This is a genomic window from Burkholderia sp. AU16741, from assembly GCF_002223345.1.
In the GTDB taxonomy this organism is placed as follows: Bacteria; Pseudomonadota; Gammaproteobacteria; order Burkholderiales; family Burkholderiaceae; genus Burkholderia; species Burkholderia sola.
On the sequence record NZ_NKEZ01000003.1, the window covers coordinates 940595 to 958148 of the forward strand.

Here is a 17554-nt window from a genome sequence, read left to right on the forward strand (position 1 = left end):
ACGACCGATGCGATGCCGTCGCGCCGACGGCATCGCGTGAATCGAAAAACGACCCGATCGGCAGTGCCGGTCGGGTCGTTTTGTTTGTGCCGGCTGGGCAAGTTGTGCGCGTCGCGATCGCCACGGCGGCGCGCGAACCCGGGTCAGGCCGGCACGGTCGCGGCCGGCTTCGCCGCGTCGTCAGGCTGCCGCGTGGCTTCGGTGAGCGCATCGCGGAGTGCTGCGAGCGCCGCCGACGCATAACCGCGCCGCCACCCGAGCAGCGTGTCGATGCCGGCGAGTTCGGGAATCGCGTGCGCGGCGATGTTGTCGGTCCCGGGCTGCAGATCGAGCACCGAGCGTGGCGCGACCGCGATGCCCGCGCCGGCCGCGACGCACGCGACGATGGCGTGATACGAGCCGAGTTCGAGCACGCGCGCCGGCTTCACGCCGTGCGCCGCATACCACTGTTCGACGTACTTGCGATACGCGCAGCCGCGCTCGAACGCGATCAGCGTCGGCAGGATCACGTCGCGCGGCGTGCGCACCGGCGGATGGCCGCGCGGCGTGAGCAGCACGAGATCCTCGCGGAAAATCGGCACCGTCTCGAACGTGTCGGGCAGCGCGTCCGGCTCGGGCGGGCGCGCGAACAGCGCGGCGTCGATCTCGAAGTCGCGCACGCGGTCGATCAGGCAACCCGTCGTGCCCGTCAGCAGTTCGAGCGACACGTCCGGCCACGCATGGTGGTAGCGCGCGAGAAGGGCCGGCAGCCGGCTCGCGGCCGTGCTTTCCATCGTGCCGAGCCGCAGCCGGCCGCGCGGCGTGTCCTCGCGCACCGCGTCGCGCGCCTCGTCGGCGAGCGCGAGCAGGCGCTCCGCATACGGCAGCAGCGTATGCCCGGCCGGCGTCAGCACGAGCCGGCGGCCGTCGCGCACGAACAGCGCCGCGCCGAGTTCTTCCTCCAGCTGCTTGATGCGCGTCGTGACGTTCGACTGCACGCGATTGAGCTTGGCCGCCGCGCGCGTCACGCCGTTCTCGCGCACGACCGCCCGGAAGATCGCCAGCGCCGCCAGGTCCATGATTCTCTCCGATGGATGGGTTGATTCTTAATTATTCATTTTTCGAGAATGGTTGGTCAAGCTAGGATGAACCCATTCCGATTTCCGATCCGGCCGGCGTGCGCGACGCGCCGGCCTTTGCCGCCATGTCCCGCTTCGATGCCCTGACCGCAGCCGCCCGCGTCCTTTCGTCCGACCGGGCCGACCGCCGCGCCCGCGCGGCCGCGCTCGCCTGCATGGTCGGCCTGGCCGTCGTGCTCGGCGTCGGCCGTTTCGCGTTCACGCCGCTGTTGCCGCTGATGCTCGCGGACGGCTCGATCGGCCTGAAAGCCGGCAGCTGGCTCGCGTCGGCGAACTATGCGGGGTACTTTGCCGGCGCGCTCAGTTGCGCGGCGCTGCGCGTCGCGCCGGCGCGGATGGTGCGCTTCGGGCTCGCGGCGACCGTGCTGCTGACTGCCGCGATGGGCGTCGGTCACCTGCTGCCGGTGTGGCTCGTCGTGCGTTTCGTCGCGGGCGTCGTCAGTGCGTGGACGTTCGTGTTCGTGTCGCAGTGGGGCCTGCGGCGGCTGGCCGACCTGCATGCGCCCGAATGGAGCGGGGTGATCTATGCGGGGCCAGGCGTCGGCATCGTGGTGACGGGCCTGATCGGCAGCGCGCTGGCCGGCCAACACGCGGCGGTGGGCTGGCTCGGTTTCGCGGCGTTGTCGGCCGTGCTGTCGGTCGCGATCTGGCGCACGTTCGGCGCGGCCCCGGCGCCGGCGCCGGCCCCGGCCCCGGCGCACGCGCAGGCGACGCCGCCGGCCGCCGCGCCGCATATGGCCACCGGAGCGTCGGCCACCCAGGCCGCGCGGGCCGACACGCGAGGCCACCGCGCGGACGCCGCGTGGCTCGTTGCGCTATACGGCGCACCGGGCTTCGGCTACATCATCACCGCGACGTTCCTGCCGGTGATCGCGCGCGCCGCGCTGCCGGCCGGCTCGCCGTGGCCCGACCTGTTCTGGCCGATGTTCGGTGCGGCGCTGATCGTCGGCGCGATCACCGCCGCGCGGCTGCCCGGGCACTGGGACAACCGGCTGCTGCTGGCGGCCGGCTGCGCGACGCAGGCGCTCGGCATCGCGGCCGGGCTCGTGTGGCCGAACGCGGCCGGCTTCTCGGTCGGCAGCGCGCTGCTCGGGTTGCCGTTCACCGCGATCACGCTGTTCGCGATGCGCGAGGCCCGGCGCCTGCACGGCGAGCGCGCGGCCGGGCTGATGGGCTATGCGACCGCGTCGTACGGCGTCGGGCAGATCCTCGGGCCGCTCGTCGCGGCGCCGCTGGCCGCGCGCTTCGGGTCGTTTACGCCCGCGCTGTGGGTCGCGGCGGCTGCGCTGCTGATCGGCGCCGGCGGCTTCGCGGCGCGCGCCGCACGCGGGCGCCGGTCCGCCTGACGCCGGTGGGGCCGGATCGTCTCGGGCGCGGGCAAACTCGCTAGAATGAAGCCTTTTCCGCGCCGAGCGGACGCGCGACGCGGCCTGCAGGCCGATGCCGGGCGCTCGCCAGATCCCCATCGATGACCACCGCCGACTACCGCTTTTGCCCGCGCTGCGCGAACCCGCTGACCGAGCGTGCCGATCCCGACCATGAGGGCGGCCGCATCCGCCAGGCCTGTCCCGACGACACCTGCGGCTACGTGCACTGGAACAATCCGCTGCCCGTCGTCGCCGCGATCGTCGAACTCGACGGCAAGATCCTGCTCGCGCGCAACGCCGCGTGGCCCGAAGGGATGTTCGCGCTGATCACCGGCTTCCTCGAAAACGGCGAAACGCCCGAGGACGGCATCGCGCGCGAGGTGTTCGAGGAAACCGCGCTGAAGGCCGAGCACGTGTCGCTCGTCGGCGTGTACGAATTCATCCGCAAGAACGAACTGATCATCGCGTACCACGTGCGGGCGTCGGGCACGGTGTCGCTATCGCCGGAACTGCTCGAATACAAGCTCGTCGATCCGCCGCTGCTGCGCCCGTGGCGCGCCGGCACGGGCGTCGCGCTCGCCGACTGGATGCGCGCGCGCGGCCTCGATTTCGAATTCGTCGACCGGCCGGGGCAGTGACGGGCCGGCCTGCCCGCAGGGTGTCGTCCGCCGTGCCGCGCGTGATCGCGGCGCGGGGCTGCGTTTCCTGCCGGCGCGCCGTGTCATGCGGCCGCCGCGCATCATCCCCGTCGTCCCAACCGCTTTCATCGTCCTGAGCGCCATCGCCATGTCCGACAAGCCGCAACCGCGTCCGCGCGACGCCTATCGCCACTTCCTGCCGATCACGACCCGCTGGATGGACAACGACGTCTACGGGCACGTGAACAACGTCGTCTACTACAGCTACTTCGACACCGTCGTGAACGCGTACCTGATCCGCGCGGGCGTGCTCGACGTCGAGCACGGGCAGACGATCGGGCTGGTCGTCGAGACGCAGTGCAACTACTTCGCGCCGCTCGTGTTCCCGCAATTGGTCGACGCGGGGCTGCGCGTCGTGAAGCTCGGCACGTCGAGCGTGCGTTATGAGGTCGGGCTGTTCGCGCAAGGCGATGCGTCGCCCGCCGCGCAGGGGCATTTCGTGCACGTGTACGTCGATCGCGGCACGCGCCGCCCGGTGCCGCTGCCCGACGCGCTGCGCGCCGCGCTCGAACCGCTCGCCGCCTGACGGCACGCGGTGCACGCATTCGCGCTCCAGGCCTTCAACGGCCTCAGCTACGGCTTGCTGCTGTTCATGCTGTCGGCCGGCCTCACGCTGATCTTCAGCGTGCAGGGCGTGCTCAACTTCGCGCATGCGAGCTTCTACATGCTCGGCGCGTATGTCGGCTACAGCATCGCGGCTCAGGCGGGCTTCTGGCCCGCGCTCGTGCTCGCGCCGCTCGCGGTCGGGCTGCTCGGCGCCGGCTGCGAACGCGCGCTGCTGCGCCGCGTGCAGGCGCGCGGCCATACGAGCGAACTGCTGTTGACCTTCGGTCTCGCCTACTTGATCGGCGAGGGCGCGAAACTCGCGTGGGGCCTCGCGCCGCTGCCGGCGCCCGTGCCGCCGCTGTTCGACGGCGCGCCCGCGAACGTGTTCGGTCTTGCGCTGCCGCGTTACCGGCTGTTCATGATGGCGATGTCCGCGACGATGCTGGTCGCGCTCGGCGTGCTGCTGCGGGCGTCGCGCATCGGGCTCGTCGTGCGCGCGGCGCTCACGCATCGTGCGGCGGTCGAGGCGCTCGGCTACGACGTGCCGCGCGTGATGACGGCGCTGTTCGGCGCGGGCACCGCGCTCGCGGCGCTGGCCGGCGTGATCGGCGCGCCGCTCGCGGTGATCGAGCCCGCGCTGGCCGAGACCGTCGGCTCGGTCGTGTTCGCGGTCGTCGTGATCGGCGGCCTGGGTTCGCTCGGCGGCGCGTTCGTGGCGTCGCTCACGGTCGGCTTCGCGCAGACCTTCGCGGCCGCGAGCGACACGTCGCTGCGCGATCTCGCGCAATGGACGGGCATCGCGCTGCCCGACAGCGTGGCCGCGGTGTCGATCGCGCAACTGGCGCCGCTGGTGCCGTACCTGCTGCTCGTCGCGGTGCTGGTCGCGCGGCCGCGCGGGTTGTTCGGCGAGCGTGTCGATGCATAGCCGCGCACTCGCCGCAGGCGTGCGCTGGGCGCTGTTCGCCGCATGTTTCGCGCTGCCCGCGTGGCTGTGGCCGCATGGCGCGGTGCTCGGCTATCTGGCTCAGACGGCCGCGCTCGTCGTGCTCGCGCTGTCGTACAACCTTCAACTCGGCACGACCGGGCTGCTGTCGTTCGGGCACGCGGCGTTCGCGGGCCTCGGCGCGTTCGCGGCCGCGCACTGGTTCAATCGCATCGGCGGCCCGCTGCCGCTGTTGCCGCTCGTCGGCGGCGTGGCCGGCGCGGGCTTCGGATGCGTCGCCGGGCTGCTGGCGACGCGCCGTTCCGGCACCGCGTTCGCGATGATCACGCTCGGGCTCGGCGAATGCGTCGCGGCGGCCGCGTGGAGCGTCCCGGTGTGGTTCGGCGGGATCGGCGGCGTGCCGATCGACCGCGCGAGCGGCGCGCCGTGGGGCAACGCGCAGTTCGGCGCGCCGGCGCACGCGTATGCGCTGATCGCCGCGTGGTGCGTCGTGTCGGCTTGGGCGATGCATGCGCTGTCCCGCACGCCGCTCGCGCGGCTCGCGAACGCGGTGCGCGACAACCCGGCGCGCGTCGCCGCGCTCGGCACCGATCCGCGCCGCGTGCGGCTCGCGATGGTCACCTGCGCGTCGTTTTTCGCGGGCGTCGCCGGCACGCTGACGCTGATCGACGTCGAGATCGCGACGCCCGACAGCGTATCGATGGCGCGCTCGGCGACCGTGCTGATCGCCGCGGTGATCGGCGGCACCGGCGCATTCTTCGGGCCGGCGGCCGGCGCGGCCGTGCTGACCGCGCTGAGCGTCGTCGTCGCGGGCGTGTCGCGCGCGTGGGCGCTGTATCTCGGCGTGCTGTTCGTCGCGATCGTCGTCGCCGCGCCGGGCGGCATCGCGGGCATTGCACGGGCGCTCGCGCAGGCGCTGCGGCCCGGCGCGCCGGCGCTCGAGCGGTGGCGCATGGCATGCGGCGTCGGCGCGTGCGCGTTCTGGGGCGTTGCGATCGTCTGCGCGGCCGAGCTCGGCTATGCGTGGCGCTTCGCGCAGGACGACGGCACGGGCGTCGCGTTCGGCGCATGGGGCATCGACGCCGATACGCCGATCGGCTGGGCCGTCGCGTGTTCGGCGGCCGGCATCGGCATGCTGCTGTGGGGCTGGCGTGCGCGGCTCGGGCACGGCGCGGCGACCGGCACGCGGGAGGACGCGCGATGAATGGCAACGCGATCGCGCTTCACGGCATCGTGCAGCGCTTCGGCGCGCAGACCGTGCTAGACGGTGTCGATCTGAGCATCGCGGCCGGCGAGCGCCACGCGCTGATCGGGCCGAACGGCGCCGGCAAGTCGACGCTGTTCGGCGTGATCGCGGGCGCGACACGGCCCACGCGCGGGCGCGTCATGCTGCATGGCGTCGCGCTGCGCGGGCGCGGGCCGGTCGTCGCGAGCCGCCTCGGCATCGGCCGCAGTTTCCAGCAGACGAGCGCGTTCGCGCGCCTGAGCGTATTCGACAACCTGCGCTGCGCGGCGCTGCATGCGCCGGCCGAACGGCGGCGCTGGTGGAACCGGCTGCGCGAATCCGCGTCGGTCGATCTCGCTGCCGCGCGAGTGCTGCACGACATCGGCCTCGACGCGCGGCGCGACACGCCGGCCGGCGAACTCGGCTATGCGGAGCAGCGCGCGCTCGATCTCGGCATCGCGCTCGCGAGCGGCGCGCGCACGCTGCTGCTCGACGAGCCGACGGCCGGCATGAGCCGCGCGCAGGCCGCGCGGATGATCGCGCTGATCCGGGCGACGACGCAGGGCCGCACGGTGCTGATGATCGAGCACGACATGGACGCGGTGTTCGGTTTCGCCGAGCGCATCACGGTGCTCGTGCGCGGCACGGTGGTCGCGACCGGTGCGCCCGACGCGATCCGCGCCGATCCGCGCGTGCGCGCCGCGTACCTGGGCGAGGGGGCGGCATGAGCGCGGTGCTCGACATTCGCGGGCTGCGCGCATGGTACGGGAGGCAGCCCGTGCTCGACGGCGTCGATCTCGCGCTCGCGCCGGGCGAGACGCTCGCGCTGCTCGGCCGCAACGGCTCGGGGCGCTCGACGCTCGCGAAGGCCGTGATGGGGCTGGTGCGCACGGCCGGCTCGGTGCGCATCGCCGGCGCCGAGTGCGCGGGGGCGCGCACGTTCGAGATCGCGCGGCGTGGCGTTGCTTACGTAGCCGAAAGCCGCGACGTGTTTCCGCTGCTGAGCGTGCGCGACAACCTGCGACTCGGTTTGCGCGGCGCAAGCGGCGCGGCCGAACGGACGGCGCTCGACCGCCTGTTCGAGCGTTTTCCGCTGCTGGCCGCGCGCGCGGACGTGAAGGCCGGGCGGCTGTCGGGCGGCGAGCAGCAGGTGCTCGCGCTGGTGCGCGCAGTCGCCGGCCGCCCGCGCGTGCTGATCGTCGACGAACCGGCCGAGGGGCTGGCGCCGCTCGCGGTCGACGAAGTCGGCACGTGTCTCGCCGCGCTGCAGGCCGACGGCGTCGCGATCGTGCTGATCGAGCAGCGGCTGCAGCTCGCGCCGCGGCTCGCGCGGCGCGTGGCGGTGATGGGGCGGGGACGGATCGTCCACGACGGCGCACTCGACGGGCTGCACGGCGAGGTGGCCGACGCGTGGCTGAGCGCCGGCTGACCGCGCCCGGTCGATTGTTCGGCAAACTCCGCCAGTCAATTCGCGTCGAGCCGCTTTATCGCTGCGGCGCCGCAACGTAAATTTCCAGTCAGGCCGATTGCCGCCGCAACCCATCGTCGCGGCAACCGGCGCCAACCATCGAAGGTTTTCTGACTGAGGAATGAAATCATGAGCAAGCTGGCAGGCAAGGTCGCGATCGTCACGGGCGCATCGAAGGGCATCGGCGCGGGCATCGCGAAGGCACTGGCCGAAGCAGGCGCGGCCGTCGTCGTCAACTACGCGAGCAGCAAGGCGGGCGCCGATGCGGTCGTGAGCGCGATCACCGAAGCGGGCGGTCGCGCGGTCGCGGTCGGCGGCGACGTGTCGAAGGCCGCCGATGCGCAGCGCATCGTCGATACCGCGATCGACACGTACGGCCGTCTCGACGTGCTCGTCAACAACTCCGGCGTGTACGAATTCGCGCCGATCGAAGCGATCACCGAGGAACACTACCGCCGGCAGTTCGACACGAACGTGTTCGGCGTGCTGCTGACCACGCAGGCGGCGGTCAAGCATCTCGGCGAAGGCGCGAGCATCATCAACATCAGCTCGGTCGTGACCAGCATCACGCCGCCGGCCAGCGCCGTGTACAGCGGCACGAAGGGCGCGGTCGACGCGATCACCGGCGTGCTCGCGCTCGAACTCGGCCCGCGCAAGATCCGCGTGAACGCGATCAACCCGGGGATGGTCGTGACCGAAGGCACGCACAGTGCGGGCATCATCGGTTCCGATATGGACGCACAGGTGCGTAGCCAGACGCCGCTCGGCCGGCTCGGCGAGCCGAACGACATCGCGTCGGTCGCCGTGTTCCTCGCGTCGGACGACGCACGCTGGCTGACCGGCGAGCGTCTCGTCGCGAGCGGCGGGCTGCGCTGAGCATCCGCGCAGTCCACGCGAACGGTGCGTGTGCGCCGTTCGCGCCGCTACGCGCTCATCGCCAGCGCATGCGCGCCGACGTGCCACCGCAGGCATTCGACGACGAGCGCGTGATTGGCTTCGGAGCCGAGCCCCGCGATCGTCATCGCGCCGACGATGCCGGCGCCGGCGAGCCGCAACGGCACGCCGCCGCCGTCGAGCGCGTAGTCGTCGTCCGACAGGCCGTGCGAGCGCAGCGACCAGCCGGCACGGCGAAAGCACGCGCCGACCGCGAGCGAACTCTGGCCGAAACGCAGCACCGTGTTCTGTCGGCGGCGGATCGCATCGCTGTCGTGCGCGCCGCTGCCGTCGAGTGCGCAGTAGAACAGCGGCGCCTGTCCGCCGACGATGCCGACCGCGATCGGCAGCCCGCGGCGCGACGCGAGGTTGACTGCGATTTCTCCGATGCGGCGCGCGACGGCCGCATTGAAGTGCGGCAGCGCCGGGTTCGACGCGTCGTCGTCGAAGGCGTGGGGTTCGAGGCGAAAGGGGGGCGTCACCATGGCGGCTCCGTAGCGTTGCCGGCTCTGCAGGCGCGTGCCGGGCGTCGCATCGTCACGGGCCGCGCGCAGGCCCGTCTTCCATTCAGTGCTTCGGCGTTTCAGCACTTCTTCAGCAGTTCAGCGTTTCGGCGCCGCATCGAGCATCCATTCGTGCGCGGGATCGTTCTTGAACGCCCACGCGCGGCTTGGGCCCGCCATCACGTTCAGGTAGTACAGGTTGTAGCCGTGAGGCGCAACGACCGGGTGATAGCCGCGCGGCACCATCACGACGTCGTGGTTCTCGACCGCGCAGGCCTCGTCGAGGCTGCGGTCGTCGGTGTACACGCGCTGGAACGCGAAGCCCTGCGGCGGATCGATCCGGTGGTAATAGGTTTCCTCGAGCGACGTTTCATCAGGCGCCGCGTCGCGGTCGTGCTTGTGCGGCGGATAGCTGCTCGAATGGCTGGCCGGCGTGACGACTTCGACGACGAGCAGCCGGTCGGCCGCCGGGTTGTCGCCCATCAGGATGTCGCACACGTAGCGTGTGTTGGTGCCTTGCCCGCGCACCGAGCGGCGCATCCGCTCGCCGTCGAGACGCTGCACGCGCTTGTCGCCGCTCGCGTACGGCGCGGTGCACAGCGCGACTTCCGCATCGCGCGTCGCCACCAGCGTGACGGTCTTGCCGCCTGGTACGTACAGTGCGTCCGGCGACACGTCGTCGAACACGCTGTCGCGCTTGCCGAGCGCATCGTAGGTTTCGCCGTCGACTTCGGCGCGCACCGTGCCCGTCAGCACGACCACGCACAATTCGCGGGTGCCGGTGTCGAGCGTTTCGGTATCACCGGCCGTCAGGCGCAGCGCACGAAAGCCGACGTGTTTCCAGCCGGCCGATTCGGGCGTGACGTTGCAGATTTCGCGGTCGGCGGATGCCTTGACCAGCAGAGGGGAAATCGTCATGAAAATGGGTCTCCGCAATAGGGTAGGGCTCGGGCGCTCCGGCGCTGGCGTGCGAACTCACGCGCTCAACCGGTCGACGATCGCGCGCAGCGACTCGTAGCCTTTCTTCGCATACGCATAGCTCGGTGCGACGGCCGGGTCCTGCTCGGCCTCGACGACGAGCCAGCCTTCGTAGCCGGCGTCCTTCAGCGTGCGCAGCGTCGCGTCGTAGTCGAGCGCGCCGTCGCCGGGCACCGTGAAGGTGCCGTTGATCACGCCGTTCAGGAAGCTCCAGCCGTCGTTGCGCGCCCGGTTGACGACCTGCGGCCGCACGTCCTTGCAATGCACGTGCGCGACGCGCGACACGTGCTTCTTCAGCAGCGCCACCGGGTCGGCCGCGCCGCCGAAATACGCATGGCCGGTGTCGAACAGCAGGAACACCTTCGCGGGATCGGTCAGCGCCATCAGCCGGTCGACGTCGTCCGGCGACTCGACGTACGCGCCCATGTGGTGATGGTAGGCAAGCTTGATGCCGTACGTGTCGAGCAGGTGCGCGCCGAACGCGTCGAGGCGCGCCGCATAGCGCCGCCACGCGGCGTCGTCGACGAAACGCGGCCGCTTCGCGACCGGCATGTCGATGTTGCCCTGGATCGTGCCCGCGCATTCGCCGTACACGACGACCTTCACGTCGTTGTACTGCAGCTTCGTCATGTGCGCGCGGCAGCGCTCGATTTCCGCCGCGACGGCATCGGCGTCGGTCATGCCCGGCGCGAGCTCCGCGAGGAAGCCCGAATACCAGCCCGACACGCACACGAGCCCGAATTCGGCGAGCTTCGCCTTCAGTTCGGGGCCCGTCTTCGGAAACTTGTTGCCGAGCTCGAAGCCCGCATAGCCGATTTCGGCGCCTTCCTTCAGCGCCGTTTCGAGCGGCGTCTCGCCGCCGAGCGACGGCAGGTCGTCGTTCATCCATGACAGGGGATTGATACCGATGCGGACGTTCCAGCTCATGACGTGTTTCCTGGGTTCGAATGGGGTTGTCTCGGCGCGGCCGATGGAAAGGGTGGACGGATCAGCGCCGCTGGCGGGTCTTCGCGTCGAGATACGCGCGGTGCGCCGCTTCGACGCCGGCGCGTTCGGACACCTGCGGCACCGCGACTTCCCACCACGCGCCGCCGTCGTCGGTCGTGCGCCGGTGCGTGGTGTCGATCACGAGCACCTGGCTCGTCGTCGCCGCACGCGCGCGCTTCATTTCGTGGCGCAGCTCGCCGACGTCGCGCACATGCACGGCGTCGGCGCCCATCGCGCGTGCGTGCATCGCGAAGTCGATCGTCGAGCGTTCGCCGCCTTCGGGCACGCAGTCGTCGAGCATGTTGTTGAAGCTCGCGCCGCCGCAATTGAGTTGCAGCCGCTCGATGCAGCCGTAGCCGCGGTTGTCGAGGATCACGACGATGAGCTTGCGGCCGAGCATCACGGACGTCGCGAGTTCCGCGTTGAGCATCATGTACGAGCCGTCGCCGACGATCACGATCACTTCGCGCTCGGGCCGCGCGAGCTTCGCGCCGAGGCCGCCCGCGACCTCGTAGCCCATGCACGAATACGCATAGTCCATGTGGTAGTTGCCCGGCACGCCGCTGCGCCACAGCTTGTGCAACTCGGCCGGCAGCGTGCCGGCCGCGCAGACGACCAGATCGTCGCGCGCGCTGTCGCGCCCCGCGTCGGCCGCGGAGTCGCGCACCGCGCCGATCACTTCCGCGTCGTACGGCAGCGTGTCCTTCGGAATCCGGGTGGTCACGTCCGTCACGCGCGTGTTCCAGGCGGCGGCCTGGTCGCGGTTCGCGGCGGTCCACGCCGGGTCGGCGCGCCAGCCGGCCAGCGCGACCGACAGCTGGCCGAGGCCCGTGCGCGCATCGGCCACCAGTTGCCGGCCGCGCTTCTTGCCCGCGTCGAACGGCTGCACGTTCAGGCTCAGCAGCGTCGCGTCGCCGTAGAGCGCATGCGAGCCGGTCGTGAAATCCTGCAGCCGCGTGCCGACCGCGAACACGACGTCGGCCTGCGCGGCCGCGCGGTTCGCGGCGGGCGAGCCCGTCACGCCGATCGAGCCGAGGTTCAGCGGGTGGTCCCACGCGAGGCTGCCCTTGCCGGCCTGCGATTCGGCGACCGGCACGCCGTGCGTGTCGGCGAACGTGCGCAGCGCGTCCCACGCCTGGCTGTACAGCACGCCGCCGCCCGCGACGATCAGCGGCTTCTTCGCGGCCTTCAGCACGTCGAGCGCATCGGCGAGTTCGAGCGCGTCGGCCGGCGAGCGGCGCATCCGGATCACCGGCGGCGCGAAGAAATCCTCGGGCCAGTCGTACGCGAAGGTCTGCACGTCCTGCGGCAGCGCGAGGCACACGGGCCCGCATTGCGCGGGATCGGTCATCACCTGGATCGCGCGCGGCAGCGCGACGAGCAGTTGTTCCGGCGACGTGATGCGGTCGAAGTAGCGCGTCACGGGCCGGAAGCAGTCGTTCGCGCTGACGTCGCCCTGTTCGAAATCCTCGACCTGCTGCAGCACCGGGTCGGGCAGCCGCGACACGAACACGTCGCCGGGCAGCAACAGCAGCGGCAAGCGGCCGACGTGCGCGAGCGCGGCGGAGGTGAGCATGTTGGTCGCGCCGGGGCCGATGCTCGACGTCGCGGCCATCATCCGCTGGCGGAAATGCGCTTTCGCGAACGCGACGGCCGCGTTGGCCATCCCTTGCTCGTTGTGCGCGCGAAACGTCGGCAGCCGGTCCTTCTCCGCGTGCAGCGCCTCGCCGAGCCCGGCCACGTTGCCGTGGCCGAAGATCGCGAACACGCCGCCGCAGTACGGCAGGATCTCGGTGCGGCCGTCCGGCTGGACGACTTCGGCGCGCAGGGCGGCCAGGTAGCGCACGAGCGCCTGGCTGACGGTCAGTCTTACGGTGGTGGTCATCGTCGGTCGATAGAGAGAAGTCGGGGGGGGGGCGTCACGAACACGGGCATCAGGCCGCGGCGGCGCGCGCGGCGGCCCGGCGGCCCAGCCACGCGTCGACCAGTTGCGCGAAGTTGCCGGCCACTTCGTCGATCAGCGCCTGATCGTCGATCCGGGCCGCGAACCAGTTCAGCGACGCATCGGCCCACAGCGTGCGCCCGACCATGAAGCCCTTGACGATCGGGTCGGTCGCCGAGCGGAAGCTGTCGACCAGGTATTGCAGCGGCTGGTTCAGGCCGAGGATCACCGCGCCGCGGCAGTACGGATCGCGCTCGGCGATCAGCGCGGCGAGCCGCGCCCAGCCGTCGGCGCTCAGCGGCGTGAGCTTCCACCATTCGGGCTTCACGCCGAGGTTGTAGAAGCGCGCGACCGTGCGCAGCACCGCGTCGTCCTCGGTGCCGGCCGGCGTCACCGCGCGCGGCGGAATCATTTCCAGCAGCAGCTCGTTGCCGCTCGCGCGCGTCGCTTCCCACAGCTCCAGCACGCGCTGCTCCTGCTCGACGCGCAGGTCGACGGGGTCGTCGGGGTGATAGTGAACGAGGCACTTCACGACCTGTTCGGTCGGCCAATGCGTGAGCGACGAGCCGACCGAGCGCGTGTCGTCGAAGCGCAGCGGCCGCGAGCCCGGCAGCTCGACCGGGCGGCCGACCCACCAGCCGCGCCCGGTGGCCGACGCGAGCGCGTCGCTGCCGTACGCGCCGCCGTCGATCAACACGCCGACGTGGCCGGCGATCCCGCGATCGCGCTCGACCTGTTCGACCGCGCGCACGAGCAGGCGCTTCAGCGTCTTGATCCGCGCTTCGTCCGCGCCGGCCTGCACCGCGAGCTCGTAGAACTGGCTGCGATGGTCGAACGCCATTACGCAGAGATCGTCCCATTCGCGGCGCGGCACCGTCACGCGATGCAGGTGCGCGAGCGTGCGATCGGCGTCGACCTGCGGATTGCGACTGCCGTCGAACCAGTGCGCGAGTTCGGCCGGCGTCGGCATCGCGGCCGAGCACGCGTGGCGCGACACGACGATCGCGCCGCACGCGTTCGCGATGCGCGTCGATTCGGCCCAGTCGCGCCCGCGCAGCAGCCCGGACAGCAGGCCCGACAGGAACGCGTCGCCCGCGCCGAGCACGTTGAGCACTTCGACGCGCTCGCCGAGAAAGGTCGGCGCCTCGTCGATGCGCGCGGGAACGTCGCCTTCGATCACGCAGCAGCCGAGCGCGCCGCGCTTGACGACCAGCGTCGCGTTCGTGACCGCGCGCACCGCCTGCAACGACCCGATCAAATCATGCGGCACGCCGCCCGCGATCAGGAATTCCTCCTCGGTGCCGACCAGCAAGTCGAATTCGCCGAGCACCTGCTGCAGTTGCCGCGTCACCTGCGCGTCGGGCACGTAGCGGTTTTCGCCGGCGCCGCGCGCGGTGAGCCCCCACAGCACCGGCCGGTAGTCGATGTCGAGAATCCGCACGGCGCCGTGGCGGCGCGCATAACCGAGCGCGGTCAGCGACGCCTCGCGCGTGCCCGGCGTCGACAGGTGCGTGCCGGTGATGGCCAGCGCGCGGCAACCGGCGATGAAGTCCTCGCTGATCTCGTCGGCGCGCACGGCCATGTCCGCGCAGTTCTCGCGTACGAACAGCAGCGGAAACGTATCGCGATCCTTCAGCCCGAGCAGCACCAGCGCGGTGAGGCGCTCGCGGTCGGTCTGCAGCTGGCTCGTGTCGCAGCCTTCGCGCTCGAGCGTCTCGCGCAGGAAGCGGCCCATCTGCTCGTCGCCGACGCGCGAAATCATCGCGGTCTTCAGTCCGAGCCGCGCGACGCCGAACGCGACGTTGCCCGACGAGCCGCCGAGATACATCTGGAAGCTGCGCGCGTCCTCGAGGCGGCTGCCGTACTGCTGCGCATAGAGATCCACGGCCACGCGGCCGAGGCAGGCGAGATCGATGGGGCGGTCACTCGGAAAGTTCAGCAGGCTCATATCACGTGTCACGCTCGCGGCCGGCGTTCGGCGCTGCCGGCAGATTAGGGGATCGATCCGGCGGCGGCTGTCCGCATGAGCTGCACGACATGGGGCTGCCTGTCGCCGGGATTCGGGCTACGGAACGGAGTCTAGACTTTTTGGAAATCCAGTTCCCTAGGTGAAATCACGTAGAAATAAATTTCCAAATTTTCGAGGAAGTGATCTACAGTTTCATCCGGATGCTTCAGTCCGGATCGGCCCCGATCGGACTCGGCCCGGCGGCGCGCAACGCGCCGTCTTCCGCCCCCGGAGATGAGGAGACAGATTGATCATGAAGACCAAGCTGATGGCCGTCGCGGCCGCCGCGATCCTGGCTGCGCCGCTCGCGCATGCCGAGAAGATCGGCGTGACGATGGCATCGTTCGACGACACGTTCCTGACCATCCTGCGCAACAGCATCGCCGATTCGGCTAAGAAGGACGGCGCGACGGTGCAGATCGAGGACGGCGGCAATGACGTCGGCAAGCAGTTGAGCCAGGTGCAGAACATGATCGCGCAGAAGGTCGACGCGATCATCGTGAACGCGGTCGATACCGACGCGACGCCGAAGATCACGAAGATGGTGACGGCGGCGAAGATCCCGCTCGTCTACGTGAACCGCAAGCCGGTCGATTTCGACAAGCTGCCGGCCGGCGTCGCGGTCGTCGCCTCCGACGAGAAGCAGTCGGGCACGCTGCAGGCGCGCCAGGTGTTCAAGCTGCTCGGCGGCAAGGGCGATCTGCTCGTGCTGATGGGCGAGCTGTCCAACGAATCGGCGCGCGCGCGCACCAAGGACATCGAGGACGTGATCGCGACGAAGGAATGCTCGGGCATGAAGATCGTCGACAAGCGCGAAGGCAAGTGGAGCCGCACGCAGGGCCAGGACATCACGATGAACTGGTTGAGCTCCGGGACCAGGTTCGACGCGATCGTGTCGAACAACGACGAGATGGCGATCGGCGCGATCAATGCGCTGAAGGCCGCGCGCAAGCTCACGCCGAAAACGGTCGTCGCCGGCATCGACGCGACGCCGGACGGGCTCGCGGCGATGAAGGCCGGCGAGCTGAAGGTGTCGGTCTACCAGAACGCGACCGGGCAGGGCGCGCAGGCGGTGGCCGCGGCGCTCAAGCTCGCGAGGAAGCAGCCGGTCGATCGCTACGTGAACGTGCCGTTCGAACTCGTGACGCCGGAGAACATGAACCAGTACGCGAAGCACTGACCGGTTTTTCTGCTGAACTGCGCGGGCCCGGCGCGGCCGGGTTCGCGCGCGATTTTCGAGGAACGTCCATGTTTACAGCCAGGATCGCGCGCTCGATGGCCAGCGAAAGCGCGCCGGCCGCGTCGTCCGCCGCGCCGGGTTCGTCCGGTGCGCCCATGGCCGACTGCGTGCTCGAGGTGCGCGGCGTCGGCAAGTCCTTTCCCGGCGTCGTCGCGCTCGACGGCGTGCAGTTCCGCGTGCGCCGCGGCACCGTGCATGCGCTGATGGGCGAGAACGGCGCCGGCAAGTCCACGCTGATGAAGATCATCGCGGGCGTCTACACGCCCGACCAGGGCGAAATCCTGATCAACGGCGAACCGGTCGTGCTGAACGGCCCGCTCGATGCGCTCGACCGCGGCATCGCGATGATCCATCAGGAGCTCAACCTGATGCCGCACATGACGGTCGCGGAGAACATCTGGATCCGCCGCGAACCGAAGAACCGCTTCGGCCTGATCGATCACGCCGAGTTGCGCCGCCGTACGGCCGCGCTGTTCGAGCGGCTGTCGATCGACATCGATCCGGAAACCGACGTGCGCACGCTGACGGTCGCGAGCCGCCAGATGGTCGAGATCGCGAAGGCCGTGTCGTTCGACTCGGACGTGCTGATCATGGACGAGCCGACCTCCGCGCTGACCGACAAGGAAGTCACGCACCTGTTCCGGATCATTCGCCAGCTACGCGAGCAGGGCAAGGGCATCGTCTACATCACGCACAAGATGAACGAGCTGTTCGAGATCGCCGACGAGTTCTCGGTGTTCCGCGACGGCAAGTACATCGGCACGCATGCATCGAGCGACGTCACGCGCGACGACATCATTCGCATGATGGTCGGGCGCGAGATCACGCAGATGTTCCCGAAGGAAGCGGTGCCGATCGGCGACGTCGTGCTGTCGGTGAAGGATCTGTGCGTCGACGGCGTGTTCCGCGACGTGAGCTTCGAGCTGCGCGCGGGCGAGATCCTCGGCGTCGCGGGCCTCGTCGGCTCGGGGCGCTCGAACGTCGCGGAGGCGCTGTTCGGCGTCGTGCCGGCCACGTCGGGCGAGATCCGCATCGACGGCAAGCCGGTGCGCATCGCGACGCCCGCGCAGGCGATGAAGCACGGGATGGCGTTCCTCACCGAGGACCGCAAGGATTCAGGCTGCTTCCTGAATCTCGACCTGCTCGCGAACATGGAAGCGGCGGTGCTCAGCCACCGCTACGTGAAGTTCAATTTCGTGCAGCAGGCGCAGTTGAAGCGCGACTGCGAGGAAATGAGCCGGATGCTGCGCGTGAAGTCGCCCGGGCTGCACGAGGAAATCCAGAACCTGTCGGGCGGCAACCAGCAGAAGGTGCTGATCGGCCGGTGGCTGCTCACGCAGCCGCGCATCCTGATCCTCGACGAACCGACGCGCGGCATCGACGTCGGCGCGAAGGCCGAGATTCACCGGCTCGTCAGCGCGCTCGCCGGCAAGGGCGTCGCGGTACTGATGATCTCGTCCGAAATGCCGGAAGTGCTGGGGATGAGCGATCGCGTGATGGTGATGCACGAAGGGCGCATGACCGGCATCGTCGATCGCAAGGACGCCGACCAGGTCCGCATCATGGATCTCGCGTCGCGCTGAGCCGAAACAAGATTG

Annotated in this window: 16 protein-coding genes; 10 read left to right on the forward strand and 6 right to left on the reverse strand. The window is 70.3% G+C overall.

Features of this window, described 5'->3' with window-relative positions:
- Positions 1-143: 143 nt before the first annotated feature.
- Positions 144-1058 (reverse strand): LysR family transcriptional regulator, encoded by a 915-nt coding sequence (locus tag CFB89_RS06785; RefSeq protein WP_089467230.1) that lies wholly within the window; start codon positions 1056-1058, stop codon positions 144-146.
- A gap of 125 nt (positions 1059-1183) precedes the next feature.
- Between CFB89_RS06785 and CFB89_RS06790 the strand changes: the two genes are divergently transcribed.
- From CFB89_RS06790 to CFB89_RS06825, 8 genes are all read left to right on the forward strand, one after another.
- Positions 1184-2464, forward strand: a complete 1281-nt coding sequence (locus tag CFB89_RS06790; RefSeq protein WP_089467231.1) for a YbfB/YjiJ family MFS transporter — start codon at positions 1184-1186, stop codon at positions 2462-2464.
- A 122-nt stretch (positions 2465-2586) separates the two neighbouring features.
- On the forward strand, positions 2587-3123 hold the full coding sequence (locus CFB89_RS06795; RefSeq protein WP_089467232.1) for an NUDIX domain-containing protein: 537 nt from the start codon (positions 2587-2589) through the stop codon (positions 3121-3123).
- A gap of 148 nt (positions 3124-3271) precedes the next feature.
- On the forward strand, positions 3272-3709 hold the full coding sequence (locus tag CFB89_RS06800; RefSeq protein WP_089467933.1) for a thioesterase family protein: 438 nt from the start codon (positions 3272-3274) through the stop codon (positions 3707-3709).
- A 9-nt stretch (positions 3710-3718) separates the two neighbouring features.
- The gene (locus CFB89_RS06805; RefSeq protein ID WP_089467233.1) at positions 3719-4654 is read left to right on the forward strand and encodes a branched-chain amino acid ABC transporter permease; all 936 of its coding nucleotides are present in this window, start codon (positions 3719-3721) and stop codon (positions 4652-4654) included.
- The gene (locus CFB89_RS06810) at positions 4647-5876 is read left to right on the forward strand and encodes a branched-chain amino acid ABC transporter permease (RefSeq protein WP_089467234.1); all 1230 of its coding nucleotides are present in this window, start codon (positions 4647-4649) and stop codon (positions 5874-5876) included. The genes CFB89_RS06805 and CFB89_RS06810 overlap by 8 nt, the downstream gene beginning before the upstream one ends.
- On the forward strand, positions 5873-6625 hold the full coding sequence (locus tag CFB89_RS06815; RefSeq protein WP_089467934.1) for an ABC transporter ATP-binding protein: 753 nt from the start codon (positions 5873-5875) through the stop codon (positions 6623-6625). The genes CFB89_RS06810 and CFB89_RS06815 overlap by 4 nt, the downstream gene beginning before the upstream one ends.
- Positions 6622-7326 carry an ABC transporter ATP-binding protein gene (locus CFB89_RS06820; RefSeq protein ID WP_089467235.1) on the forward strand — a complete coding sequence of 235 codons (705 nt, stop codon included), beginning with the start codon at positions 6622-6624 and terminating at the stop codon, positions 7324-7326. Before CFB89_RS06815 ends, CFB89_RS06820 begins: the two co-directional genes overlap by 4 nt.
- A 168-nt stretch (positions 7327-7494) precedes the next feature.
- Complete coding sequence (locus tag CFB89_RS06825; RefSeq protein WP_089467236.1) at positions 7495-8241, forward strand: glucose 1-dehydrogenase; 747 nt, start codon at positions 7495-7497, stop codon at positions 8239-8241.
- A 47-nt stretch (positions 8242-8288) separates the two neighbouring features.
- On the opposite strand, the gene CFB89_RS06830 is transcribed toward CFB89_RS06825, so the two are convergent.
- The 5 genes from CFB89_RS06830 to iolC all read right to left on the reverse strand — a co-directional run bounded on the left by CFB89_RS06830 (position 8289) and on the right by iolC (position 14656).
- Entirely contained in the window at positions 8289-8783 is a 495-nt protein-coding gene (locus tag CFB89_RS06830) for a heme-degrading domain-containing protein (protein ID WP_089467935.1), read from the reverse strand.
- Positions 8784-8900: 117 nt separating this feature from the next.
- Positions 8901-9719 carry a 5-deoxy-glucuronate isomerase gene (iolB, locus tag CFB89_RS06835; RefSeq protein ID WP_089467237.1) on the reverse strand — a complete coding sequence of 273 codons (819 nt, stop codon included), beginning with the start codon at positions 9717-9719 and terminating at the stop codon, positions 8901-8903.
- A gap of 57 nt (positions 9720-9776) precedes the next feature.
- Positions 9777-10706 carry a myo-inosose-2 dehydratase gene (gene iolE, locus CFB89_RS06840; protein WP_089467238.1) on the reverse strand — a complete coding sequence of 310 codons (930 nt, stop codon included), beginning with the start codon at positions 10704-10706 and terminating at the stop codon, positions 9777-9779.
- A 61-nt stretch (positions 10707-10767) separates the two neighbouring features.
- The gene (iolD, locus tag CFB89_RS06845) at positions 10768-12651 is read right to left on the reverse strand and encodes a 3D-(3,5/4)-trihydroxycyclohexane-1,2-dione acylhydrolase (decyclizing) (RefSeq protein ID WP_089467239.1); all 1884 of its coding nucleotides are present in this window, start codon (positions 12649-12651) and stop codon (positions 10768-10770) included.
- A gap of 49 nt (positions 12652-12700) precedes the next feature.
- The gene (gene iolC, locus CFB89_RS06850; protein WP_089467240.1) at positions 12701-14656 is read right to left on the reverse strand and encodes a 5-dehydro-2-deoxygluconokinase; all 1956 of its coding nucleotides are present in this window, start codon (positions 14654-14656) and stop codon (positions 12701-12703) included.
- 313 nt (positions 14657-14969) lie between these two features.
- Here iolC and CFB89_RS06855 point away from each other — a divergent pair, with 313 nt between their 5' ends.
- Together CFB89_RS06855 and CFB89_RS06860 are read left to right on the forward strand one after the other, a co-directional pair.
- A complete protein-coding gene (locus CFB89_RS06855; RefSeq protein WP_089467241.1) occupies positions 14970-15896 on the forward strand; it encodes a sugar ABC transporter substrate-binding protein in 927 nt (308 codons plus the stop codon).
- 68 nt (positions 15897-15964) lie between these two features.
- Positions 15965-17539 (forward strand): sugar ABC transporter ATP-binding protein, encoded by a 1575-nt coding sequence (locus tag CFB89_RS06860; RefSeq protein ID WP_089467242.1) that lies wholly within the window; start codon positions 15965-15967, stop codon positions 17537-17539.
- The last annotated feature ends 15 nt before the right edge of the window (positions 17540-17554 follow it).

Bases quoted from the DNA above. Each gene is read 5' to 3' on its own strand.
- iolB (WP_089467237.1), bottom strand. From the start codon at position 9,719: ATGACGATTTCCCCTCTGCTGGTCAAGGCATCCGCCGACCGCGAAATC.
- CFB89_RS06830 (WP_089467935.1), bottom strand. From the start codon at position 8,783: ATGGTGACGCCCCCCTTTCGCCTCGAACCCCACGCCTTCGACGACGAC.
- CFB89_RS06785 (WP_089467230.1), bottom strand. From the start codon at position 1,058: ATGGACCTGGCGGCGCTGGCGATCTTCCGGGCGGTCGTGCGCGAGAAC.
- CFB89_RS06855 (WP_089467241.1), top strand. From the start codon at position 14,970: ATGAAGACCAAGCTGATGGCCGTCGCGGCCGCCGCGATCCTGGCTGCG.
- CFB89_RS06825 (WP_089467236.1), top strand. From the start codon at position 7,495: ATGAGCAAGCTGGCAGGCAAGGTCGCGATCGTCACGGGCGCATCGAAG.
- CFB89_RS06860 (WP_089467242.1), top strand. From the start codon at position 15,965: ATGTTTACAGCCAGGATCGCGCGCTCGATGGCCAGCGAAAGCGCGCCG.
- CFB89_RS06810 (WP_089467234.1), top strand. From the start codon at position 4,647: ATGCATAGCCGCGCACTCGCCGCAGGCGTGCGCTGGGCGCTGTTCGCC.
- CFB89_RS06815 (WP_089467934.1), top strand. From the start codon at position 5,873: ATGAATGGCAACGCGATCGCGCTTCACGGCATCGTGCAGCGCTTCGGC.
- iolE (WP_089467238.1), bottom strand. From the start codon at position 10,706: ATGAGCTGGAACGTCCGCATCGGTATCAATCCCCTGTCATGGATGAAC.
- CFB89_RS06800 (WP_089467933.1), top strand. From the start codon at position 3,272: ATGTCCGACAAGCCGCAACCGCGTCCGCGCGACGCCTATCGCCACTTC.
- CFB89_RS06790 (WP_089467231.1), top strand. From the start codon at position 1,184: ATGTCCCGCTTCGATGCCCTGACCGCAGCCGCCCGCGTCCTTTCGTCC.
- iolD (WP_089467239.1), bottom strand. From the start codon at position 12,651: ATGACCACCACCGTAAGACTGACCGTCAGCCAGGCGCTCGTGCGCTAC.
- iolC (WP_089467240.1), bottom strand. From the start codon at position 14,656: ATGAGCCTGCTGAACTTTCCGAGTGACCGCCCCATCGATCTCGCCTGC.
- CFB89_RS06795 (WP_089467232.1), top strand. From the start codon at position 2,587: ATGACCACCGCCGACTACCGCTTTTGCCCGCGCTGCGCGAACCCGCTG.
- CFB89_RS06820 (WP_089467235.1), top strand. From the start codon at position 6,622: ATGAGCGCGGTGCTCGACATTCGCGGGCTGCGCGCATGGTACGGGAGG.